Origin of the sequence: Borrelia puertoricensis, from assembly GCF_023035875.1 — a bacterium.
GTDB lineage: Bacteria > Spirochaetota > Spirochaetia > Borreliales > Borreliaceae > Borrelia > Borrelia puertoricensis.
On record NZ_CP075386.1, the window covers coordinates 24,511 to 45,266 of the forward strand.

Below are 20,756 nucleotides of genomic sequence, written 5' to 3' on the forward strand. Positions count from 1 at the left end.
TACCAAGCACCAGTAAATACCTAATTTGACATTTAGGTATTTATTTTACAAAAAAAATATTTGTTAATCCTTTGTTTTTGATAATTCTTTAGTTTATAATATATATATTCTTTAAACCAAAATTTCATTATGAAAAGAGAACAGGGACTCTAAACTTTTCTAGAGTCCTTTCTCTTTACGCTTGCATTTTAAACATTTCCGTTCAAGCATAACAAGTACTCTTTAAATCCATACTTGACCTATTAGTTTTGTATGAAGTAGCTAGTACCTCATGTTTAGTTTGCTTGAAAATACTAGCTACACCAGTTGAGCGTGCTACATAGTTTATGAAAAGATTATGCTTTAAGAAAAGCTTAACTACTCTTAAATCATCAAATTCACTTATTGCAAACTGCCAGTTATATCTCTTAAGCTCTATAATAAGTCTCTCTAGAGAATCTAAATTCCATCCACGATTATCAACAAGATTCCCATGCGAAATTGAATATGAAGGGTCAAGATATACAAATGTTGAGCTTACCTTGTCTCGATTAGGTAGTGCAGCTAAAAAATCAAAAATACCACGTGATGTAAATATTGCATTATCAAGCATCTCTTTAAATCTAGACTTATAAATTTGAAGGTTTTCTAAAAACAATCTCTTGGCATTACTTCGATCCAACTTCATAGTTGAACTAGATGAACCATAAAGTGAATATAAACATCTAAGCACCATGTACTCAATTTTGTCTCTGTTCTCATCAATTATGCTGTCATAAATAATCGCATCTCTTACACGATTGTAAAGCAACTCAGGATCTTGTCTTAAGATATAGAAAAACTTATATATAAATTTAGAATTATCATTGAGTATATTATAATGGGCTAATGGTTTTGCAAAAAATACTGCTCCTGTACCAAAAAATCCTTCAATATACTGAGTATGCTTAGGAAAAAGACTTATAATATCAGCACTACAAAGGTACTTAACTTCCTTCTCATGTTTAGTAGTTTCAATATTTCTTAAATATTCTCCTTGATGTAATCTCATATTCAACGCCCCGCTCTTTAAGTGCCAGTGAATCATAAAGCACAGATGACAAATTAGTTGCTATAAAATGATATCCTGGTGTATTTTTAATTTTAACTTCACTTATCTCAAATTCTCCATCTAAACATCTGTAAGCAGGTCCCTCCCACCTAACACTTGCACTGATATCAAACCGTCTCAGCACAGCGCATGGATTTAGAATATAACAATTACTTCTCATACACCCTGACTTAACAAAGTTATGATAATTCTTATTTATATCAAGAACACTAAACTGCAACTTTTTAAAAACTAATACGTAATAATGAAGAGATAAAAAGTAACATCCCCACTGACGTACTGCTGAGACTAAATTTGGATTATTTTGCGTTATTTTCATATATAATCTCACTTACAATCTTTATTTTTAAAACTACCCACCCCTTAACTTTTAATTTAACTTAAATATAGATATTAAAAAGGAATATCCTCATAAAACTCATCTTCAAGCTTACTCTCATTAATATCTTGTGTTTTAATTGATGAGTTTAAAACGCAAATATCATTTACCAAAATACTGTATTTACTCTTACCCTCACCTGTACGCTTATCATGCCAACTTGAATAAGATAGGGCTCCACTAAGTACAACTTGAACCCCTCGTTTAAGTAAAGCAGCAAGACTCTCAGCTCTAGCTCCAAAAAGCACACAGTCAAAAAATTGAGCCTGTCTTGTCACACAGTTATTCTTCTTTACACCTCTATTATTAGCTAGTGTAAATTTTAATATAGGAAAACTATTACTAGTATAAATAACCTCACAGTTTCTTGTTAAACGACCAGACATACTTAATGAGTTAATATCAAACACCAGAACTCTCCTCATCAGAAAGCCTACTTAAAAGTTCCATACGTCTTAAATCACAATCAAGTCTCTCAAGATTTTCTAAAAATTCTCGTCTTGCATAATAAGCTTGAACGAGATCCTTTATACTTCTCACACCAAACTTACATAAAAATTTTAAAATCTTGTAAGTAATTACTAAAAATAAAACCATAAACATAAATCTCATAAAGGTACCCTTAAACAGCTTTTAAAATAGGTGTAGACCATTCATTTGAATTACTACTAAAATTAGAAAGCCCATTCACTTGTGTATAACTATCACTAAACACCTTAAACCTATCTTTAATGGCTCTTTTTCTCATGTTTAACGAGAATAAAATTCCTTCAAAATTATAATAGATATTATCAATAATTGAATAAGTCCTCATCATATCTTGAATTTTTTCTTTTACTTTTAATTTAACTACTTTGGTAATCTCCTCAGCTTCTTTTGCTTTCTCAGATTCAACTTTACTGATATGCTCAACCATTTTATTTAAAATAAAAATATCATTTTTTAAACCAAGCTCATTCTCAACTTCTAGATTTGTCAACTTAACAAACTTAAGAAATTCTTGTCTAAAGTCTAATTGTGCCAAGGTATTATAAAATTCACTTTTATTTAAAAATGATTTTATTCTCTCAACCAACTCTTCATTACTTGCACTCTCAATATCATTATAGCTTCTCATATACTTAAGAGCGTTGTTAATCTCAACATTAAAAGCCACCATATAAAACATAATCTTTGCTATAAATGCATCGTCTCTTTCAATAACACAGTTTGTAGTATCTCCACCAAATAAAAAGAATAAGTTTCCTTTTTTCAATCCCGTACATAAGAGTTGCATCTGTACTTGTACGTAATACTTAAAGAAATATTTATTATCTAGAAAATTACCAATTCTTATTATATTCAGAAGCACCGCATTGTATTTGAAATGAATCGCTGCATTTTGTCTCTAAAAGTTCAGCATCACCTTCCCCATTAACAAACCAAGCATCAATTGTAGCACCAACTAAACAATCACTCTTTCCAACTTTTTTAAAGTAATTATATTTATCAATACCGTTTGAATATTTATTTTTATGTAATATATGAATATTCTTATCATAAGTTTTTACAAATTCGTCAATTATTAAATTCTCTAAAGCCTTTCCCTTTCTCATACTCAAATTTTCTTCAAAAGGCATTTCCCTTCCTATTGATTTAAGTACTCGCTCTAGCATTAATTTTTCTAAAGCATCAGCACCAATAAACATGCTTCCAACTTCACTTGCTCCCATACGCTTTAACGATTCTCTTTGCACACTAAAGTCAACCTTACTATTAAACTTGAAATACTCATTCTTACCAATTTTTGGTAACTTACGTCCTACCTTATTTATTTTACTTAACTGTTTTTGTTTACCTTTAAGATTTTCTTGACTCTGATATGCAAAAGATTCAAAACCCTTAAATACCATTTGCCTGTACAAATCAAATTGTTGCATCCCTTCCTTTGATTTTTGTTCATTTATTTTTGTCATATTTGTATTCATAACTACTCCTTTATATTGTTTTTTATACAAATAAATATATAGCAAAAATTATTTTTTAACAAAAATATTTACAAAAAATATCATAAACATTATCATTTTTGCTAAACTAAAAATAAATTTTATTTTTACTAATTACCGATTTACTTATAGCTAAATATTGAGTTATCATTAGTAATGATAAACAATATAAAGGAGTTTAATAATGGAGAATAAACAAGCTACGAAGCTTGATACACAATGCCACAATAAATACCAACACAAACTAATAGTAACAATATCAACAATTGACTATATCAATAATAAACATAAAAAATACACACAAAGCAATCTACTCTACTACTTTAATGGAAACTTAAAACGCAATGGACATAAAGAAACTACTCTTAAAACACTCCAAAAATATCTTTATAAATTAGAAAAAGTATTTAAAGTAACAATTAATTATCACAAACACTTGGGCGTTAACATGGGTACTGAAGTTCATTACAAACTTAAATACTCTAAAAAAGAATGTCACCTTATAATCAATAAACACTTTAGAGATAAAAAAGAAGAAAGACACAAAAACCGCGTAAATAGCTACTTAAAAAAAAGATGTAATAAAAAGGAGAGTGTAGAAAAAGCGGAGTGTTTTAATAATACTTATAATAATAAAGAAGAAGAAGGTAAAAGCAACATAGAGTCTATAGAAAAATTACAAATACATAAATACGCTAAGAAATGCAATTTTAAATCAAATGCTTTCCTTTCTATTTTGAATTTAGAAGCGAAAAAGAATTTTAAAATTCAATTATTGAAAGCTATTAAAATAGCTGAAAATGTTGGGTATAAAAAAATAAACAGGATTAAATCAAATAACAATAAACTTGAGAGTAAACAAAAAGAATTAAGAAAAATACTAGATAAGACAAAAGCCAGTCTAAAGGATGAAGGATATGACAGTAAACAATTAGAGATCCAAATACAAAATGTATATGAACAATATAAAAATAAACCCCACTTTATCATAGAAAAAAATAAATACAGTGATTTAGAGAATATAATAGGAAAACTTAAGAAGTCAGTTGAGCGTGTTAAATCAAATACTAAGAAAGATAAAAAAGATATTAGGAACAACATCTTTAGCATACTCATTGATCAATTAAAGCATAAAGTAAGAATTGAAATGCTTGTACCGTTGCTGAAAGAATATTTGGGTAAACAGGAAAGGTTAGAGTATGGAAAAGTATTTAATAATCAGTATTACTATGATTTTTTAGATTTAATAAAAAATGATCAAAAATACCTGAAGGATAATGAATTTAAACAGGTTATTAATTAAAGGACTTGTTATGAATGATGTAATAGAAAAGGTAAAGATAATATCAAAAGAAGAAAAACCTATTTTTATTAAAATAGAAGAGATTGAGGGTCGAAAAATATATCATACTAAAATTATGACAGATTTTCATTTATTTAAAGTAAATGAAAATCAAAAACATAAGTTTTTTATCTCCTTTCGAGGACTTTTTAATCAGAATAAGATTGAATACTTTCATTTGTTTTCTATAAAGAATGAAGATAAATTCTTGGGTATTTACTATGGCTATAGAAAACCTATAAAAAACGTAATTAGGAAATATGAAAAAAATGGAATTACTAAATCGGTTGCGTTTTCGAAAGTTTATTACATGGAGTTTAGATTTAAAAAAGGGAGTGTATTTTGCTATTTAAGTGCCTTTGCTTATTTATTTAGAAACGATAGACTCAAAACAAAATACTGTCAAACTTTAATTGATATGACAAAGAGGTTGGAGAGTCAAATATATGAATTTTACGGGAAGAAGTTACCAGAAGGAGGTCTGATTGAAAAATGGATACAAAAAAAACAAAAGTAATAACAATTGCATCAATTAAAGGTGGTGTTGGAAAAAGTACAAGTGCGATAATATTTGCAACTCTTTTGGCAAAAGATTATAAAGTTCTTTTAATAGATATGGATACACAGGCATCGACTACTAGTTATTTTTATGAAACAATAGAGGAAAAAAATATAGATTTAAGAAAAAATAATGTATATGAAGTTTTGATAGATAAATTAGATATCAATAGTTCGATTCTTAGCGTTAAAAGTAATTTAGATTTGATACCTAGTTATTTAACTTTACACAGTATAAATGCATTTGGATATAAACATACTCTTAGTGAATTTAAATTAAAAAATGAACTTAAATATTTAAATATTACATATGATTTTGTTATTATTGATACACCACCAAGTTTAGACTTTACGTTAACCAGCTCCTTAGTGTGTTGTAATTATATTATTGTTCCTTTGACAGCAGAAAAATGGACAATTGAAAGTTTTGATCTTCTAAAGTTTTTTATGGAAAAAATAAGTCTAGAACTTCCCATTTTTTTTATTATAACTAGGTTTAAGAAAAATAATACACATAAACAATTATTAGAGATGTTAAGTTCAAAAGGTAACTTTTTAGGGATGATATCAGAACGGGAAGATTTAAATAGAAGAATTGCAAATAATGCTTTTTTTGATTGTAAAAAAGATTATATAGAAGAATATAAGAATTCTTTAATAAATTTTTTTGCAAAATTATACTGATTTTTGATATTCGTTCAACGTGTTGAACGAATATCAAAATATCTCAAATTGAAGAGGTTGATTATGAAAAATTATGAAAAATTAAAAATAAACAAAAGAAATATCGATTCTGAAGGAAATGCATTACTCGTTACATCTCCTAATAATTGTGAAAATAGCATAGGAATAGAACGTTATAATGTATTGAAAAAAAAATTGTATGTAAACCTTAGAGAAGGAATTTATAACAAAATAGAATGTATGAAGATTTTAAAAGAAGTAAAGGATAATGAATATTATAAATTGGATGGATATAGAAGTTTTGATGCTTTTATAAAGGATTATGATGTTGCTAAAACTCAAGCGTATAATTATTTGAAAATTGCAACGGCTTTGGAAGAGGGTATTATTGAAGAACAATATGTGTTAAAGAATGGATTTAGACAGATATTAGATTTATTAAAAGATAAAAAAGGAATAAACATTAAAAAATCAAGACAAAATCCAATAAAACCATTAAGATTTCAACTTAGAAAACAGGAAAGTTATGATTTTTATAAAAAAAATGCTAAATTTACAAGTTTCTTAATGGATGAGCTTTTTGAACATCAAAGAGATTTGCTTGATAAGCTTTTGAAAAAGTATAAAGAATTAAAAGGCTAAGTACAAGGAGTTTTTATGGGTAATTTAGCATATAAGATATATAGGACAGAAGATTTAAGGAATGAGTTCTTACATAAGGGATTTACTGAAGAAGCTGTGGATTTCATTTTACTTCATAATGATAATTCTAATTTTGAAGTTTTAAGAGAAAAAATGAATTCATTAGAACAGCAAATCATTAATGTAGAGAATAATTTAAAAAAAGATATTGAATTTACTAAGGTAGAATTTAAAAGAGACATAGCCAATCTAGATATTAAAATAGACAATATAGAGAAGAATTTACTTAAGGAAATACAGAATAATAATGCAGTACTATTAGAAAAACTTAATACGGGCAATAGAATCATATATTTAATGATAATAGGAATAGGGATTTTTTTTCCAATTATTTCTTCTTTAATAAATAAATATTTTATAAATTGATAATGGTGAAAGATTTTTTTTAATTATTAAAAATAATTAATATTTGTTAATATTGATTTGATTTTCTTAAAAAAATAGTGTACATTATTGTTGAGTTCTATTCGTAGTAATGAGCTCTTTTATATTGTTATATTCTTAAGTTTTAGAGCTTAGTTAAGAGTTCTTTTAGAATTTTTAATTAAGCTCTAAATTTTTGTAATTCTTTGTTTATCATTTAAACCAGTCAGTTAACTTATTAGTAACACATATGAATTATAACTTTTGATGGTAATTTTAACATTTTTTATAATTATTTTTTTGTCAAAAATAATTTTTTGATATATAGTTATTTATATAAAAAACAATATAAAGGAGTTTAAATATGACAAAAAATAAAGTTAAAAATACAAAAACCAAAATGCGCAGATCAGTTAAGAAACTGGGTAAACAAAAGATAAAAGTAACAGATATAAGAGTAAATAATCAAGCTTTAGTAACTGATGAGAATCAAGCAAGGGTAAACTTTCTAAAATCTCTATACAGTCTACGTATGAATTTAAGTGGTGTTGCTAAGAATCTTAATGGATATGGGTATAAATATCAAAATTTCAATGAGATAATCAGAGAGATAAAGAATGTTATAAAGAGTAACAATTTAGATATTGATTTCCTGCAATGTCCAACATTTAAAGTTGTGGGAAATAATACAATTAATGTTATTACAACAACATTTTACAGTCCAAGTAGTGGGTATAGCGAGTCATTTGATACTCCAATTTACACAGAAGAATTTTCTTCTCTAGGGGCAAAGAATCAAAATACTTTATCGCAACTTGTAGGTTCATGCATAACATATCATAAAAGATATGCTCTTGTAGGATACCTATCAATAGAGAGTGAAGTTGACACCGATGCTAGTTCATTGGAGCATATTCAAGGAGCTAATGAGGAATTAGCCAGTAGTGTAAATGTTCCACTTGTAAATTCTCTAAAGAGAGATAAAACTGTTAATACTAAAAGAGTAACTAAAGGTGAAACAAAACAGCCACCTGTAAGTCACAAATCTGTAACTAGTCTTGATAAGCTGCCTAAACGTATACCCGTTAAGTATCATTATTACAAAAATTTACTTCAAGCATCTAAGAGAATGCATTCGGTATTAGATCATACACCTTTTGATAGTTTAGAAACAATAGATAAGTTTTTACTGCAATTAAATAATGCTGATGATTCGAGTATACTTGAGTTTTTTGAAACTAAACCAGAGCTTAAGACTATAGATTATTGGAGAGATCTTATAAATAGTTATTTAAAGAGAACAAAGTCTGATCCAGAAGTAATTGAAGGTTTTTCTAAATTTTTAGCCTGCAGAGAGTCAAAATATGGCCAGAGTCCACTCAAATTATTTGGATATATAGCTAGTGATGATAATTTTGGATATCTATGTAATAATTAAGTATAATCTCTATTCCATTTAAAGAGAGGCCTTAAGATAAAAACCTCTCTTTTTTATTTAATTTTGTAATTTTGAATATTTCCTATACACCATTTGGACAATGGGTTTAGTTATACTGATATATTCTTGAAACAAATTGATGTTAAACATTAAATTATCAATTGTACTCTCATATTTCAGTGTTGATGCGTCAAAATAAGTAAACTTAGGATACTTTGGGTCATTAACCTTTTTCTTTGTTCTAGTTAAGAATACTTGTAAGTACATAACATAATCAGATAACTTAGCTTCATAGACACTAAGTTCTTTAATAGTGTGTGTTTTAGGTGGTGTTGGTTCTTCAGTTAGTGATGCTATGGATGTACATGAGAGAATAAGTGTTGAGAGGGTCAATTTTATAAATTTGATCAAATTATGCCTCCTTTAACATTTTGATGTAAGTACTCATTATCTTGTTACGTTTAGCTCTAAGTTGAGATGTGTATTTTGAAAGCTCATCAGAGTCAATAGAATTTTCTATAATTTCAATGTTAATCCTTAGTATCTCCTCAATTTCAGAAAGTAGTTTAATAGCCTCCCTCCCTTCCATTTGGTATATGCTAGCCTCATATAGTGCGTAAAAATAATTAACCACTTTAGTAAAAATATTGACGTAAGTAGCAGTATTTTTACCGTGATGATTATTTTTAATAATTTCGGTAAAGTTATTTAAAATATCAACACTTAATTTAGCAGTGCTTAATTTCATAAGTCATCTCCTTTATCTGTGTCTTTAACACGTGTTTTTATCTTACTAGCTAAAATAGTTAATATGTCTTTGATTGCTGGCTTGAAAATCAGCCCAAGACTTAAGATAAATGCAGCAATAATAACTAACTTAACTTCATTGATGTTAATTAGTTGAAGTAAAAAATTTAATAAATTATTATCAAGTTCATTCAATTTGTCTCTCCTTTAATTTAATTTGGTAGATACAACTATATATCAATATAGCAAAAACTAAGGTAAAAAATACAAATAAAAAATTATAGCTTCACAAGTAAAGGAGAGCCACTCACATTCTTTTGCATATACCAACCTTCTAAAATATTGGCATCAAAACTTGTACCACCATGTACACTTGAGAGCTTAAATAGGGTTCGTTTTGATGAATAGCTATATTTTATGCTTACTACTTTATTAGATTGTGCAGTTGAATTAGATCTTGCAGTAACTTTTACAATTAAATATATGGGAGTATCATCATATGAACTGTCTGTTTGTATAATAATTTCTTCATGGTTAGATGTGGATGTGGCTCCAAGTTCAAAAATATAACGACCATATTTTAAGCTAGACATGTAAACAGTGTTTCTATAATACTCGTCACTACTATTATAACTAGTTGCTCTTATTGTAGTAGTACTACTTACACTAAAGCTGTTACTAATACCAGTTAGATGTTCTTGTACCGGAATTTTCTTTAAACTAGAGTAGTAAAGTCCTATAAGGTAATGACTTTTGCTTAAATTATCTTCAGGTAAGTTAGATTCAAATTTATTTGTAACTTTACTTATAATACTGTCCATAACACTAGATTCATTATTTTTAAGTTTTTCTATAACTTTACTATATGTCTTTGAAATACTACTAGAGTCATCATTTAAAAATTTGGTAAGTACTTGACTATAAACTTGGTTTATAAAGTTGGAGTCACCTAGTAATTCATTGGCAATTAGTGTTTTGATAACTTGTTTGAAATCATTTTTTCGATCGCCATCATCAATAAATATTTTTGTATGTAAGTCTTTATGGAAGTTATCAAGAGTAATGGCATGACAACTAGAAAACCCATCATCTAGGACTAAAAGATTAGTAGGTTCAAGTTTGGTTACTTTATTTAGATTTTTAATCTCAATTGTATCATCGTGTTTTACAACACTCTCTTGTGCTTGACTTGACATAAAATCTCCTTAAATTATTATCCTTTAAATTCTCTGACGAATTTACCCTCATGGTTTTGTATCTTAAGTACCCTTCCAATAGGAATCAGTTTTTTGATAAATGCATAAATTGAATGCTCATATCCTTTAGGAAGCAAGGTCATAGTCCAAGCTTTTTTTAAGATTTGACCATTCTCTTTAGTCCTGAATATAATTTTTTTATATGGGGTGGCTTTTGGAGTACTACCTACAATAAATACGATAACATTAGTTTTAATATGACTCTTAAGTTTGATATTAATAACACCAGGTTCTAGGGTAGTAGGCACAATATCAACATTAAGAAAAGCCTTAAATAGTTTTATAAATGATTCATGTGTTCCAATATGACGTAGAGCAAACAGCACACTATCAATATTTTTAGCAAGTGTGTCAAGTGTTTGGTTGGTTGAGTAAATAATTTGTAGTATATCAGATAACCAAAACGCTATGAATCTTGAATTTAAATGCTCGCTAGCATGAGTATCTTCAAAATTAGCAATAAGCTCTTTAATTTCTTTTATGATTTTATTTATAAACACCAGTTCAGTATTTATTATTTTTTCAACTTGGGTGTCTTTAAGAAATGTAGGTATATTTACCATAATCTATCCTTTTTTTTATGAAGAGATATCAATTAGCAAGCGATCAGCATTAAAGTTGAGATCTAAAATTTCATTTGCTTGAATTTGAATATTCTCATTTTGCTTGAACTCACTTGTATTAATATCAGTAATTTTTACCTCCAGGTTATCTTTTATAGCAATGGAGATGTCAATGCAATGAACACCTTTAATTTCATTAACAGGAGCAAAGAAATCTTGATATTCAAAACTGATTCCCATATCTGTGTAGTTATTATTTTTAATTCGAGTATAAATTTCTCTAATTTTAGAGTCAATGTTCAAATATATGTGATTTTCAAGATTGACTTTGTATTTACTCTTAAGATATGCGTACTTGCGTTTGCCAATTGATACTTTGTAATCAATTTTTTGGTTTTGGCTATTAATTCCATCTATGAGAATATCGCCTTCAAAAACTGTACCAACAGGACATGTAAGATAAAGTGTCTCCCAAATTAATGCTTTAAGATTAGAGTTTGTAATTTGACTCTTATCTTCACTCATCATCAAGTCATCTAATATTAGGTAAATACTAGCCTTTCCGGCTGTGCTTTTAATATTGACATTACTAATTCCATTAAGATTTAGTAATGCACTCTTTATAGCATCATAGGTAGTACTTTTAATGCTTATATGTTTTTGTATCTCTCTCCAATAAGGAGCATCTGGTTTAAGAAGAGAAAATAATTTGTTAACCTCACCTATAAGTTCATATTCTTTTATTGCAAGTGAGCTTGCAATGATATTGTAAATTGATGTGGGGTCATTATTAATTGTAATTCCATACATGTCTTTTAAATATTCACGTTTGGTATTAATTATTTGTTGTATATCCTGTTTTAAAGTTCCAAAGTCAGGATCAAAGAGAATACTCATATGCAAATCTCCATATCTAGGGTGTTGTTTGCAAATTCAAATGTAATGTTTAATTTTTTATTTATAATCGTTGTTTCAATGTTGATAGCGTCAATCTTTAGGTCTTGTATAATATTTGAAAGGTAAGTTTTAATTTGTGTTAAAGAGCTTACCTTAGCAAATCTTAAAGCTAAATCATAATCAAATCCCCAATTAGGAGCATTTTTAATACTACCCTTTGGAGTTTTAAGGAAAATAAATAAACGTTGCTTTTGTTCGTTTATTCCATTAATTAATGCTAAGTCCTCATTGAAGACAGAATTAAATTGATTGTCAATTTGTAAATCCAATGTCTAACCCTCAAGTTAGCAAGTATATTGCTTAATTTAACAAAAACCTATTTAAGTAACATATTTATCTTAGTTGTAATTTTTGTAAGATTACTGTAAAAACTAGGATCAACGACTGATTGTCCAGTAACCCTTAAATTGTATAGACAAGAGACAATCTCTTCTAGTACTGCCTTTAAACTTGTATTATTAGCTTTAATGTCTATTGGGTGTTGTATGTCAATTGCAAAGTCATTAACTTTGATAGTAGCATTTTGCATATTAATAGGCTTTAGAATATAGAAATAGTTTTTATCAAAATAATTATCATCATCCTCATTAAAAAGGTTAATACTACTTTGAAGAAGGATAACACTCTCACCTTCGCTAAGATTAAAGTGCATATTTGATATATTTCGTGTTTTAATCTCTAAATCTGTCTCTCCAGAGAGTAAAACTACACCTTCTTGTGTAGAGGGGTTGAAAGATTTAATTATTCCTAGCCTAGAGATAAAGATGTTTCTGTAAGTCCATAGTTTGATCTCTTCTTGTGTTAGTGCTGATCCTTTCATTTGGCTGTTCATTCTGTATATTTCATAATTCAAGTTCATATTTATTTAGCTTCTCCTTTGATATTTAAATAATTAGAGTCATCATAAAGTTTCAAGGTAAGTGAGCACTCACCAGTATTGCTTAAAGCAGCACTAGTCTCTATAATGCTACTCTTAACTTCACTCCCCAGAGAGTCTAGAAATTTGACCCTATCACCAACTTTTAGTTTGTGTGTATACATAATCTTGGCATTCCAATATATAAGTCTTATATTGCGGGTACTTCCGATAGCAATTTCTTGTTGCGGGATAAAGTGAAGACCAAAATCTTCAAGTAGTAAATAATTTGTATGTCCAGCTTCAGGTGTTGCGTTAGTAAAGATATAATTACACTCAACATGCTCAAGTCCTAGAGCTGATTCTTTAATAATTTGTCTTTGATCTTTAGGTATAATATCTGTTCTAACACTTTGAACATACTTTTTAGTTATCTTTTCAATAAACTCAAGAGGAGTATTTGCACAAAAACTCTCATCTATAATTTTTGTTCTATCAGCATAACTCATATTGATTATATGTCTATTAGGAAATGCTATAGAGATGGCATTCTCTACACTCATGCCTTGAAATTGATTTATGTCAAGTTTGCGATTGAAATAATTACTTTTTGTTGACAGATGAACTTCAAGATCAACACTAAAATCACCAGTATCATAATCAGTACTCATAGGAACACCTAAATACCCTGACATAATAAAATCATAATCTCTAGAGTCAGCAAATTTTTTATAAAATATCTTTACAATATCTCCTTCATTTACATTACGAGTAAAATCAAGAGATAAGTTCCAAAGAGTTAGCTTGCTTCTCTTTGCACACACATAATTATTGCTTGAGTAAATATCAGATATTGATATGTCAATGTGTATACCGTCTTCAGTTTTAATTATGATTTTAGGTTTTTCTTCTGATGTGCTAGTTTGACTTAGGTTATAAAATTCGATTTTAAAGTCGTATTTGATAAGCCTGAGATCCATTTCCTTATCCTTTATATACATTAAATGTTTTAAGAACTTCTAATGTGAGACTAATTTCAACCTCATCAAGGTATACTGTGTCTTTAAGGGTAAGAGATGTAATTGCAACTATGCTTCTAAACCCTAGAGTTGGGCTGTAGAGGCTAAATGGTACACTCTCTTGCACTCTGTTAACCAGTTGTTGTTTTGCTAAATTACTAGTATGAGGAAAAATTAACTTTCCAAAAGCCGTACTGGTTGAAAAATTAAGCAGTTCCTTATAAGCACTAGTTAATACAGCATTATTTAGTGTGATAACTTCGCCAGTAAAAGTTGGATTGTAGCTTACATATTCAGCTTTACGTGTATAATAGTCAATTACAGGACGTTTTGAACATGTTGTGGTGTAAGTTGTGCTAATTAGTTCACTTTTAGGTAAAATGAAGAACCCTTGAGGGACATATCCAAGTCCTTTAAAGTCCATCCTTGGACATAAACTTAAGAAATTATATGCCATAAACACGGTAGAGATTTCATTAAATGTTTCTTTAAGAATATTTGTTATTTGTGATGGTGTAAGATTTAAAGGGTCTAGGGTTGCCTTTAGGGGTGCTGTGTCTTTGTATTTATAAGTAAAATCAGTTGTAAATTGTGATATCATATATTTAAGGTGTCCTTATACTTGAATCTTCTTCTGTTTTAAGTTTATCAAGACTCTTACCACCATCTCCGCCTAAAAATTTAGGAAGTATTGCTTTAAGTCTTGCAATTAATGCGTCTAGAGAAAAAATACTTTTAATGCCCTTTATTAAAGGGTCGGTAACATGTGTTTGAAAATTAAACGTTAAAGCCCAATCGAGTATTTTGTTTAAAGAAGTAACTAACGGTTCTAATACCTTGGCAGTAAGTTTTGAACCTGTGTCATTAAGCTTTTCTAAGCTACTTTTAGCCTCTTCGCTCGAGCTTGAGTAAGTAGGAAATTTAAGTGAGTTCCAATCGTTAATTACTTCCTTTAGTTTATGACTTCTGTAATCAAGGGCCTGGCCTGGTGCTAGTATGTCATATTCCATTGCGGCTCGTTCATTATATTTACCAGTAAACTCTTTAAATGAGCTCATAATGTCATAAAGAGGACCGCTTTTACCTTGCAAGAATTCTACTACTGCTTTGGTAGCCGAGTTAGTATCATCAACAACCCCAGTAGATTTAAGCTTTGCAGCAAATTCTACTGCCTTTTTAAGATTACTTTCATTGTTTTGACCTAAAAATACAAGTTCTTTTCTAATTATCCCAGCCAAGTTTAGGAAATCTTCTCTCTCTAAATCCCTTTCAAATCCGGAAATTCCTTTAAGCATACCACTTAGTGATTTCTTCTCACCTTCTGTAAATACTTTTGAAGTAATTGAATGTGTTTTACTTAATTTTGCATTGTCTTCTAAAGATTTCTTAGCATAACTAAATATTCCCGAAGCACCACTACTAACAGCATTTCCAAGAGCAGTCCCAGCAGCGATTTTTAAAATACTAGCGCCTTTAAGAATACTACTTTGAACGGTTTTGTTAAGTGCTATTTCTTTGTGCCGCCCACGTTTCAAATTTTCATATTCTAGTAGTCTTAGCTCTTTAGTTGACATTAAGGAATGCTTGAATGCTTTTCGCCTAGCGTTTTCAAATGTGTATCCAAGCTTAATGAGTTTTTTAGTCTCACTGAGTCTAAACTTTTCTACACCCTCCCTTAAACGTTCATATTTGTTTTGTTTAGATAGTTCACGTTTCTTCTCATATAAATTGTGTTTTAATATATCCTTAGTACTCTTTAGATGTGATCGCTTAGGTTTAATTAAACGTTCTAGTTTAGAAATGTCTCTCTCTAAAGATTTGCGAGTTGATGCGTGATCAAGTACACCTTTAAATTTAATTGTAAATTTTGTTGTGTTCATAATACACCTTTACTAAGGAACATTTCAAATATTTGCTTTTCAAGTTTAAGTTCAGATATTTTATTAACTTCCATTAAATCTTTATAATTTAGTGTTTTGACGTCATTTAAAGTGCAAACACCCATGATAATTGGAAAGAAATATTTGTTTTGTTTTATCTCTTCAAGTAGCTTAAAATATTCAAGCTTAGTTTCATGTAATACTTGTATATACTCATTACTACTGCTTTTCATAAATTTTAAATACCTTCTATATTTTGATATTTTGTATTATCTCTTCATAATTCCAACTATCATCAATGTAATCAAATTGTATAAAGCCACTAGTATTATTTAGATAATGACTTAAGTAAACTAAATTTGGTCTCTTAAAGTCAGGATCTGATTTGAATGTATCAAACTGAATTGAGTAAAGTATGGCTTGAAGATATTCTTTATAGTAAGTAATGTACTCTCTATTTTCATTTAAGATAAGATAAAATTCATCTAAAAAGCCAGGTTTAATCATTAAATTAGTAATTTCGTTTAAGTATTTAATTTCATTTAGTTTATGTATGCCTTCACTTTGTGAAAATCCTAATATAGAGTCCCACTTGTAAACAGGAAGTACTCTAACTTCAAATGTATGCGTCTTACTTTTAGTTAAAATATTCATTTTGTAACGTGTAATCACAAATCCTCCTTAATTATTAAATTTAATTGTCAACTGTGCATCCAACAGCTCTTATCTCAAAAGTAACTTTTTCAGCTTCAACAGAGTAACTTCTTGAAGGTTCTTCTGCAAAAAATGCAGAGTTAGATATGATTTTGATGTCTTCTAGGTCATTGAATACTAAATCTAACATTCTTTCATTTTTACTTTTGGATATGTTATAAAATTGGTCTTTTGAAAGCTTTGTTAGGAGTTTGTAATCATAAGTACCAATTGAAACCTCAATATTGAATATGAAAACAATGGTTCTAGGGTCTCTAAAGCTAACTATAGGCATTCCTCTATCTTCACTGCTAGCTACCGCTCTTGTTGTAGGTTCACTTGTAAGTTCTAACTTACCGCTTTGAATCTCATGGCCGCCAATAGAGAAAACTATGTTTCTTAAATCATAACATTGTGTCATTTCTTAAGTCTCCTTTAAGCTATTTAAGTAATTTTGTATATCTTGTGCTGTAATGTTTAGAAGAACGGCGTTCATAGAGTAGTTATAAGTAATCTCTACTGATAAGAAAAGCTTTAGCTCTCGTGTTGGTGATATTTGGATTTTAAGATTAGAGTACGCAACAATTACACCCCTATCAATGAAACGTTTAAGCATACACTCAACAGCCGCACTGTAAGCATTGTCTCGTTTACCTGAGAGTTGCAATTCTGATAATTTACTATTTTGTCTGTTATTAAAATTCCATACTCTAATAAGCTGTGATGTAAGTTCATATTTGATATAATGATAAGTGAAAATTTCATCAATTGGAGCACCTTCAAGTGTGACTCCTTCTTTAAAAGCTTTAACACCATCAAGACCAGTCTCATTAAGCAGTGCATAAAAATTAATATTCGCGTTCCTAAGTTTAGAAATTGTATCATTATCAGTAATAGGCTCCAAGCTGCTAAATTTGAGTCCATAAGGATTAGCAGCTTGAAATATGCTAGCTTCATGTAAGTATTTAGATATAAATCTTAAGTGAAGATGTGCATCACCTTGTGAGTGGATAACAATAATTTTAGATTTAGAATTCGCACCATTTTTAAACAACTCTTTTACTTCAGATTCTTTTGTTGCAAATACAAAAAAGTGCTTATCGTCTTTAAAATGTGTATAATCATCTTTGTAAAGTGCAAGCCCATCACCACCACCACTGTTATTTACGTAAGTGTTTATAAGTACAATAAATGTATATCTATTGTCTTTAAGCTCTGATTTTATTGCTTTTGCTTCAGTGCCTTCTTTATATATGAGTAGTTTAGCTGATTTAAGTCCAGAATCACCTGCTGAGAAGAATGCTTGGATTGCTTCCTTTAAGTATTCCTTCTCTTTACCAAATTCATCATCACTATTACTACCTTCCTTCTCAAGTGCGTCAATTTGTCTCTCAAAGGTATTTATATTTAAGTTTAATATCTTAATCTTAGGTGTTGTGGTGTTAACTTTAATTTTGGAACATTTGTACACAAGTAAAGGTGTGTAGTAATTTACATAGTTTATATCTAATTTAGAATGTACCAAATTCACACTAATTGTATCTTGTGGCATTTACTTCTCCTCCTTAATTAGTTGTTCGATTACTTGCACACTGGCTTTAAAAGCTTGATTGCAACAATATGCAGCATTGCTATAATTAGAATCAATTTTAACAAGTCCACTATTTTGCATATTTGTTGTAGGATAAATATAAAAATTAAGTTCAGTTAAGTACCGCTCATCTTCACTTTGCAGCGTTACCTTATGAGTATTCTCATAAATAAAATCACTAAGTAGACTATAGATTTGAAACATTGTGTAATAAGCATCTCTTTCTTTAGAGCTTATAACCTGACTTAAGATGAATATTTGAAAATTCAGGACAAACTCATTTACATTCTTATAAAATGCACCAGCTCTTGAGCCTAATGTTAAGTCATCCATATTTTCAAATTTAATTGCAATAATGTTTGCACACTCAAGAGTGTATTTAGACATGTATGGATGATTGTATGTATTGATTAAATCTAAATTTAGAGCTAGTTTAGAAGTACGTTCTTTAAAATTTTTAAAATATGAGATTAAGCTTTTATGTATGTCTTTTGTACTTAATATCACTCATTTATCCTATAGCTAATAGAATTTATCATCTCTTCAGTATCAACTAGAGTAACTTCTGGATGATGCGAACCTTTATCTCTCTTAAAGTCAATTGTCTTGCTAGATAGTGCGGGTTTTACCTTTTTTGACATGACATAATTTGTGTAATAAGTAATAAATGCTTCTCCTATTGCTTGCATGCCTTTTTTTGGACTTTTAAGAAAACAGGTTCTTATATAAGGTGTATTTATATACTCTCTAAATTCATAAGCCTCAGCTACAGAATAAAGATGTGACCTTATAGGCAATTTGCTACTACCCATCTGATGAAGACTTGCAATTTTAGCATTGCGTTTATCAAACCAACCAATCTCTACTTCCATTCTACTTCCTTCAAAATCATAGTAAGATAGCCAATACTAGAGTCGATACTTAAAATTTCATAAAATGTACTTTGAGCTGAAATTCTATCTTTAAGTTCAAACTCTAGACTAGAGGTAGTATAGAGTTTATGAAGTGACTTAACATCATAAATATTAATATTAGGCAAGCTTGCAAGCGTGTCAGCTTTGATACTAAAGAGTACTCCTGTAAACTTGCTAAACTTACCCTTATCATAAGTTATCTCATGAGAAGCTAACTCCTCGCACTTAGAGTAATTACCTTTGTGAAGTTTGAAATTCTCTTCATTTTGAAAATAAGAGATTACTCTTGATGCTAGTCTTGAAAACCCATTTCTAACGTTACTAATCACTTTATAAATCCTATACAACAAGAGGGCATGTTTGTTTGGCTTTTTAGAGCACCAAGTAGCGATTCAAACTGTCTACAAAAACTTAAATTAGTATTAGCCTCATTACTAGCAGGATGATATGAAATTTCAAGCTCATTTAGCTTTTCATTTTTAATCCTCTCAAGGCCAAATTCACGTATTACTCCTGCTTGACTTAGCTTGCAGCCTATATAGTAACAAAGCAGTAATATCAGACTTGAGGAGCTAAGCATACGAGCATCAATGCTTTCAGTAATTATTATCATCTCAAGTAATTCTGTGTAAGTTTCAAACTGTGTAAATGATAATATGTCTTCATTTAAGTTAAGTAAACTTAAGACTTTACTGTGAAGTGTTTGAAGCTCGCCTGACATATCTTCTCCTCTCCTAATAATTATTAACTTTATGCCTTAATATCAACTCTTAAAATAGTATTTGCTGTTGCTAAGAGACCACCAAGCACAAAATCAAGGTATGAATGTGCAATAGTAGTTGAATCCTTATCAATTTGTTCATTTGGAATTGGCAACATGTATTTACTTGGTTTAAATTTAATAAGCTCTGCATTTAATGGATAAATTAGTATCTGATTTTGAAGTAAGTTACTTGTCTGTATATATACTTCTCTTCTATTATTAACAGCCTTTATGGTCTTAATAAGGAAGTCTTCCCATGAATCATTAGAAGAATAGGTGTTAGATGATGAGGACGTATTTGTTATTGCATATGGTTTGATAAGTTTCAAACTGGTTTGTGGATCAACTAATACCATAAATGGTGTTGAGAATTCATCTCCTAGCTCTAATTTTGCAAGTCCTGACTCAATCTTTTCAAATATCTTATCCATTTTATCTTTATTTGAAGCCTCAACTTCTTCTTTAACTTGTTTTGGCATATTAAGAAGTCCGTACATATTAGGAAGCATGCGTTTTTCATTCTTTCCATCTCTCTGGATTGAAACAGCACCTGTTAAGATAAAATGGTCAATAAGTTTAATAATTTCATTGCTTGCAAGCTTATATGCTTCTCTAAAGGGGAGTAAATTATTATTTACATCACCTGCATAATCATTATTTTTATAAAACTTCTCAGCGGTTTGCTTTAAATGTCTAAACCTGTACTGTAAGCTAAGGTAATTAAGCTTGATTGATTCTGATTTAAATCCTATCGTTGCAATAGTATTAACTTCATTTACTAATGTTGTAGGATTTGCATCAAGAAACGCATCCCATTTTATTGTTTTTAAGTATCCTATCGTTAAATTGACATCTTCGATTTGTTCATTTGAAAACCATTTGTAAAATACTGGTGTCTTTATCTCCGGGAATACATTTGCTATTTCTTTAGCATAATAGTTTTGGTCATATAATTCTGACATTTTTAAACTCCTTT

32 protein-coding genes are annotated in these 20,756 nt (G+C 29.2%); 6 read left to right on the top strand and 26 right to left on the bottom strand.

From position 1 onward, the window contains the following. Positions 1-202: 202 nt before the first annotated feature. The 6 genes from bpuSUM_RS05770 to bpuSUM_RS05795 all read right to left on the bottom strand — a co-directional run bounded on the left by bpuSUM_RS05770 (position 203) and on the right by bpuSUM_RS05795 (position 3,436). Entirely contained in the window at positions 203-1,030 is an 828-nt protein-coding gene (locus bpuSUM_RS05770) for a DNA adenine methylase (protein ID WP_247067036.1), read from the bottom strand. After that, positions 993-1,409 (bottom strand): DUF261 family protein, encoded by a 417-nt coding sequence (locus bpuSUM_RS05775; RefSeq protein ID WP_247067039.1) that lies wholly within the window; start codon positions 1,407-1,409, stop codon positions 993-995. The genes bpuSUM_RS05770 and bpuSUM_RS05775 overlap by 38 nt, the downstream gene beginning before the upstream one ends. Positions 1,410-1,483: 74 nt before the next feature. After that, entirely contained in the window at positions 1,484-1,855 is a 372-nt protein-coding gene (locus bpuSUM_RS05780; protein WP_247067040.1) for a single-stranded DNA-binding protein, read from the bottom strand. A 16-nt stretch (positions 1,856-1,871) separates the two neighbouring features. Then, positions 1,872-2,081, bottom strand: coding sequence for a hypothetical protein (locus bpuSUM_RS05785; RefSeq protein WP_247067042.1), 210 nt, complete (start codon positions 2,079-2,081; stop codon positions 1,872-1,874). A 10-nt stretch (positions 2,082-2,091) separates the two neighbouring features. Then, positions 2,092-2,745: a DUF244 domain-containing protein gene (locus bpuSUM_RS05790; protein ID WP_247067044.1), complete on the bottom strand. Its 654-nt coding sequence runs from the start codon at positions 2,743-2,745 to the stop codon at positions 2,092-2,094. Between the two features lie 46 nt (positions 2,746-2,791). Continuing rightward, positions 2,792-3,436, bottom strand: a complete 645-nt coding sequence (locus bpuSUM_RS05795; protein ID WP_247067046.1) for a YqaJ viral recombinase family protein — start codon at positions 3,434-3,436, stop codon at positions 2,792-2,794. Positions 3,437-3,638: 202 nt separating this feature from the next. Here bpuSUM_RS05795 and bpuSUM_RS05800 point away from each other — a divergent pair, with 202 nt between their 5' ends. The 6 genes from bpuSUM_RS05800 (at position 3,639) to bpuSUM_RS05825 (ending at position 8,541) form a co-directional block, all read left to right on the top strand. Continuing rightward, entirely contained in the window at positions 3,639-4,757 is a 1,119-nt protein-coding gene (locus tag bpuSUM_RS05800) for a plasmid maintenance protein (protein WP_247067048.1), read from the top strand. 10 nt (positions 4,758-4,767) lie between these two features. Then, positions 4,768-5,313 (top strand): DUF226 domain-containing protein, encoded by a 546-nt coding sequence (locus bpuSUM_RS05805; protein WP_247067050.1) that lies wholly within the window; start codon positions 4,768-4,770, stop codon positions 5,311-5,313. Further along, positions 5,289-6,038, top strand: coding sequence for a ParA family protein (locus tag bpuSUM_RS05810; RefSeq protein WP_247066885.1), 750 nt, complete (start codon positions 5,289-5,291; stop codon positions 6,036-6,038). The genes bpuSUM_RS05805 and bpuSUM_RS05810 overlap by 25 nt, the downstream gene beginning before the upstream one ends. A 63-nt stretch (positions 6,039-6,101) precedes the next feature. Beyond that, a complete protein-coding gene (locus bpuSUM_RS05815; protein WP_247066886.1) occupies positions 6,102-6,680 on the top strand; it encodes a chromosome replication/partitioning protein in 579 nt (192 codons plus the stop codon). A gap of 15 nt (positions 6,681-6,695) precedes the next feature. Further along, complete coding sequence (gene bdr, locus bpuSUM_RS05820) at positions 6,696-7,106, top strand: Bdr family repetitive protein (RefSeq protein ID WP_247066894.1); 411 nt, start codon at positions 6,696-6,698, stop codon at positions 7,104-7,106. Positions 7,107-7,467: 361 nt separating this feature from the next. Then, positions 7,468-8,541, top strand: a complete 1,074-nt coding sequence (locus tag bpuSUM_RS05825) for an ERF family protein (RefSeq protein ID WP_247066896.1) — start codon at positions 7,468-7,470, stop codon at positions 8,539-8,541. Positions 8,542-8,598: 57 nt separating this feature from the next. On the opposite strand, the gene bpuSUM_RS05830 is transcribed toward bpuSUM_RS05825, so the two are convergent. The 20 genes from bpuSUM_RS05830 to bpuSUM_RS05925 form a co-directional block, all read right to left on the bottom strand. Then, positions 8,599-8,952, bottom strand: a complete 354-nt coding sequence (locus bpuSUM_RS05830; RefSeq protein ID WP_247066898.1) for a BBA14 family lipoprotein — start codon at positions 8,950-8,952, stop codon at positions 8,599-8,601. 1 nt (position 8,953) lies between these two features. Beyond that, on the bottom strand, positions 8,954-9,289 hold the full coding sequence (locus bpuSUM_RS05835; protein ID WP_247066838.1) for a BlyB family putative holin accessory protein: 336 nt from the start codon (positions 9,287-9,289) through the stop codon (positions 8,954-8,956). After that, positions 9,286-9,483, bottom strand: a complete 198-nt coding sequence (locus bpuSUM_RS05840) for a BlyA family holin (protein ID WP_247066913.1) — start codon at positions 9,481-9,483, stop codon at positions 9,286-9,288. Before bpuSUM_RS05840 ends, bpuSUM_RS05835 begins: the two co-directional genes overlap by 4 nt. Before the next feature lie 83 nt (positions 9,484-9,566). After that, the gene (locus bpuSUM_RS05845; RefSeq protein ID WP_247066915.1) at positions 9,567-10,484 is read right to left on the bottom strand and encodes a DUF685 domain-containing protein; all 918 of its coding nucleotides are present in this window, start codon (positions 10,482-10,484) and stop codon (positions 9,567-9,569) included. A 17-nt stretch (positions 10,485-10,501) separates the two neighbouring features. Then, a complete protein-coding gene (locus tag bpuSUM_RS05850; protein ID WP_247066917.1) occupies positions 10,502-11,107 on the bottom strand; it encodes a DUF735 family protein in 606 nt (201 codons plus the stop codon). Between the two features lie 15 nt (positions 11,108-11,122). Next, complete coding sequence (locus bpuSUM_RS05855; RefSeq protein WP_247066919.1) at positions 11,123-12,004, bottom strand: DUF276 domain-containing protein; 882 nt, start codon at positions 12,002-12,004, stop codon at positions 11,123-11,125. Then, the gene (locus tag bpuSUM_RS05860) at positions 12,001-12,333 is read right to left on the bottom strand and encodes a contractile injection system sheath initiator (protein ID WP_247066921.1); all 333 of its coding nucleotides are present in this window, start codon (positions 12,331-12,333) and stop codon (positions 12,001-12,003) included. Before bpuSUM_RS05860 ends, bpuSUM_RS05855 begins: the two co-directional genes overlap by 4 nt. Positions 12,334-12,380: 47 nt before the next feature. Continuing rightward, a complete protein-coding gene (locus tag bpuSUM_RS05865) occupies positions 12,381-12,923 on the bottom strand; it encodes a DUF777 family protein (protein ID WP_247066923.1) in 543 nt (180 codons plus the stop codon). 2 nt (positions 12,924-12,925) lie between these two features. Then, the gene (locus bpuSUM_RS05870; protein ID WP_247066925.1) at positions 12,926-13,900 is read right to left on the bottom strand and encodes a DUF693 family protein; all 975 of its coding nucleotides are present in this window, start codon (positions 13,898-13,900) and stop codon (positions 12,926-12,928) included. A 4-nt stretch (positions 13,901-13,904) separates the two neighbouring features. Next, complete coding sequence (locus bpuSUM_RS05875; protein ID WP_247066855.1) at positions 13,905-14,540, bottom strand: DUF792 family protein; 636 nt, start codon at positions 14,538-14,540, stop codon at positions 13,905-13,907. A 4-nt stretch (positions 14,541-14,544) separates the two neighbouring features. Beyond that, positions 14,545-15,819: a DUF759 family protein gene (locus tag bpuSUM_RS05880; RefSeq protein ID WP_247066927.1), complete on the bottom strand. Its 1,275-nt coding sequence runs from the start codon at positions 15,817-15,819 to the stop codon at positions 14,545-14,547. Beyond that, positions 15,816-16,052 carry a DUF1322 family protein gene (locus bpuSUM_RS05885; RefSeq protein ID WP_025407617.1) on the bottom strand — a complete coding sequence of 79 codons (237 nt, stop codon included), beginning with the start codon at positions 16,050-16,052 and terminating at the stop codon, positions 15,816-15,818. Before bpuSUM_RS05885 ends, bpuSUM_RS05880 begins: the two co-directional genes overlap by 4 nt. 16 nt (positions 16,053-16,068) lie before the next feature. Continuing rightward, positions 16,069-16,491, bottom strand: coding sequence for a DUF1473 family protein (locus tag bpuSUM_RS05890; protein WP_247066929.1), 423 nt, complete (start codon positions 16,489-16,491; stop codon positions 16,069-16,071). A 22-nt stretch (positions 16,492-16,513) separates the two neighbouring features. Continuing rightward, entirely contained in the window at positions 16,514-16,933 is a 420-nt protein-coding gene (locus bpuSUM_RS05895) for a DUF1463 family protein (protein ID WP_247066930.1), read from the bottom strand. A 3-nt stretch (positions 16,934-16,936) separates the two neighbouring features. After that, positions 16,937-18,064, bottom strand: a complete 1,128-nt coding sequence (locus bpuSUM_RS05900) for a DUF787 family protein (protein ID WP_247066932.1) — start codon at positions 18,062-18,064, stop codon at positions 16,937-16,939. After that, positions 18,065-18,610, bottom strand: coding sequence for a DUF764 family protein (locus bpuSUM_RS05905; RefSeq protein WP_247066934.1), 546 nt, complete (start codon positions 18,608-18,610; stop codon positions 18,065-18,067). Then, the gene (locus bpuSUM_RS05910; RefSeq protein ID WP_247066873.1) at positions 18,607-18,975 is read right to left on the bottom strand and encodes a hypothetical protein; all 369 of its coding nucleotides are present in this window, start codon (positions 18,973-18,975) and stop codon (positions 18,607-18,609) included. Before bpuSUM_RS05910 ends, bpuSUM_RS05905 begins: the two co-directional genes overlap by 4 nt. Further along, positions 18,966-19,346: a DUF1506 family protein gene (locus tag bpuSUM_RS05915; RefSeq protein WP_247066936.1), complete on the bottom strand. Its 381-nt coding sequence runs from the start codon at positions 19,344-19,346 to the stop codon at positions 18,966-18,968. Before bpuSUM_RS05915 ends, bpuSUM_RS05910 begins: the two co-directional genes overlap by 10 nt. Further along, complete coding sequence (locus bpuSUM_RS05920) at positions 19,343-19,738, bottom strand: DUF3890 domain-containing protein (protein ID WP_247066938.1); 396 nt, start codon at positions 19,736-19,738, stop codon at positions 19,343-19,345. The genes bpuSUM_RS05915 and bpuSUM_RS05920 overlap by 4 nt, the downstream gene beginning before the upstream one ends. A 29-nt stretch (positions 19,739-19,767) precedes the next feature. Beyond that, on the bottom strand, positions 19,768-20,742 hold the full coding sequence (locus tag bpuSUM_RS05925; protein WP_247066940.1) for a hypothetical protein: 975 nt from the start codon (positions 20,740-20,742) through the stop codon (positions 19,768-19,770). Positions 20,743-20,756 lie beyond the last annotated feature (14 nt).

What these genes read in the sequence shown, in the direction of transcription:
- bdr (WP_247066894.1), top strand. Translation starts at nt 6,696, where the DNA reads ATGGGTAATTTAGCATATAAGATATATAGGACAGAAGATTTAAGGAAT.
- bpuSUM_RS05785 (WP_247067042.1), bottom strand. Translation starts at nt 2,081, where the DNA reads ATGAGATTTATGTTTATGGTTTTATTTTTAGTAATTACTTACAAGATT.
- bpuSUM_RS05810 (WP_247066885.1), top strand. Translation starts at nt 5,289, where the DNA reads ATGGATACAAAAAAAACAAAAGTAATAACAATTGCATCAATTAAAGGT.
- bpuSUM_RS05805 (WP_247067050.1), top strand. Translation starts at nt 4,768, where the DNA reads ATGAATGATGTAATAGAAAAGGTAAAGATAATATCAAAAGAAGAAAAA.
- bpuSUM_RS05790 (WP_247067044.1), bottom strand. Translation starts at nt 2,745, where the DNA reads ATGCAACTCTTATGTACGGGATTGAAAAAAGGAAACTTATTCTTTTTA.
- bpuSUM_RS05795 (WP_247067046.1), bottom strand. Translation starts at nt 3,436, where the DNA reads ATGAATACAAATATGACAAAAATAAATGAACAAAAATCAAAGGAAGGG.
- bpuSUM_RS05920 (WP_247066938.1), bottom strand. Translation starts at nt 19,738, where the DNA reads ATGTCAGGCGAGCTTCAAACACTTCACAGTAAAGTCTTAAGTTTACTT.
- bpuSUM_RS05865 (WP_247066923.1), bottom strand. Translation starts at nt 12,923, where the DNA reads ATGAACTTGAATTATGAAATATACAGAATGAACAGCCAAATGAAAGGA.
- bpuSUM_RS05880 (WP_247066927.1), bottom strand. Translation starts at nt 15,819, where the DNA reads ATGAACACAACAAAATTTACAATTAAATTTAAAGGTGTACTTGATCAC.
- bpuSUM_RS05800 (WP_247067048.1), top strand. Translation starts at nt 3,639, where the DNA reads ATGGAGAATAAACAAGCTACGAAGCTTGATACACAATGCCACAATAAA.
- bpuSUM_RS05925 (WP_247066940.1), bottom strand. Translation starts at nt 20,742, where the DNA reads ATGTCAGAATTATATGACCAAAACTATTATGCTAAAGAAATAGCAAAT.
- bpuSUM_RS05770 (WP_247067036.1), bottom strand. Translation starts at nt 1,030, where the DNA reads ATGAGATTACATCAAGGAGAATATTTAAGAAATATTGAAACTACTAAA.
- bpuSUM_RS05845 (WP_247066915.1), bottom strand. Translation starts at nt 10,484, where the DNA reads ATGTCAAGTCAAGCACAAGAGAGTGTTGTAAAACACGATGATACAATT.
- bpuSUM_RS05775 (WP_247067039.1), bottom strand. Translation starts at nt 1,409, where the DNA reads ATGAAAATAACGCAAAATAATCCAAATTTAGTCTCAGCAGTACGTCAG.
- bpuSUM_RS05895 (WP_247066930.1), bottom strand. Translation starts at nt 16,933, where the DNA reads ATGACACAATGTTATGATTTAAGAAACATAGTTTTCTCTATTGGCGGC.
- bpuSUM_RS05855 (WP_247066919.1), bottom strand. Translation starts at nt 12,004, where the DNA reads ATGAGTATTCTCTTTGATCCTGACTTTGGAACTTTAAAACAGGATATA.
- bpuSUM_RS05835 (WP_247066838.1), bottom strand. Translation starts at nt 9,289, where the DNA reads ATGAAATTAAGCACTGCTAAATTAAGTGTTGATATTTTAAATAACTTT.
- bpuSUM_RS05825 (WP_247066896.1), top strand. Translation starts at nt 7,468, where the DNA reads ATGACAAAAAATAAAGTTAAAAATACAAAAACCAAAATGCGCAGATCA.
- bpuSUM_RS05850 (WP_247066917.1), bottom strand. Translation starts at nt 11,107, where the DNA reads ATGGTAAATATACCTACATTTCTTAAAGACACCCAAGTTGAAAAAATA.
- bpuSUM_RS05875 (WP_247066855.1), bottom strand. Translation starts at nt 14,540, where the DNA reads ATGATATCACAATTTACAACTGATTTTACTTATAAATACAAAGACACA.
- bpuSUM_RS05910 (WP_247066873.1), bottom strand. Translation starts at nt 18,975, where the DNA reads ATGGAAGTAGAGATTGGTTGGTTTGATAAACGCAATGCTAAAATTGCA.
- bpuSUM_RS05900 (WP_247066932.1), bottom strand. Translation starts at nt 18,064, where the DNA reads ATGCCACAAGATACAATTAGTGTGAATTTGGTACATTCTAAATTAGAT.
- bpuSUM_RS05870 (WP_247066925.1), bottom strand. Translation starts at nt 13,900, where the DNA reads ATGGATCTCAGGCTTATCAAATACGACTTTAAAATCGAATTTTATAAC.
- bpuSUM_RS05780 (WP_247067040.1), bottom strand. Translation starts at nt 1,855, where the DNA reads ATGTCTGGTCGTTTAACAAGAAACTGTGAGGTTATTTATACTAGTAAT.
- bpuSUM_RS05815 (WP_247066886.1), top strand. Translation starts at nt 6,102, where the DNA reads ATGAAAAATTATGAAAAATTAAAAATAAACAAAAGAAATATCGATTCT.
- bpuSUM_RS05885 (WP_025407617.1), bottom strand. Translation starts at nt 16,052, where the DNA reads ATGAAAAGCAGTAGTAATGAGTATATACAAGTATTACATGAAACTAAG.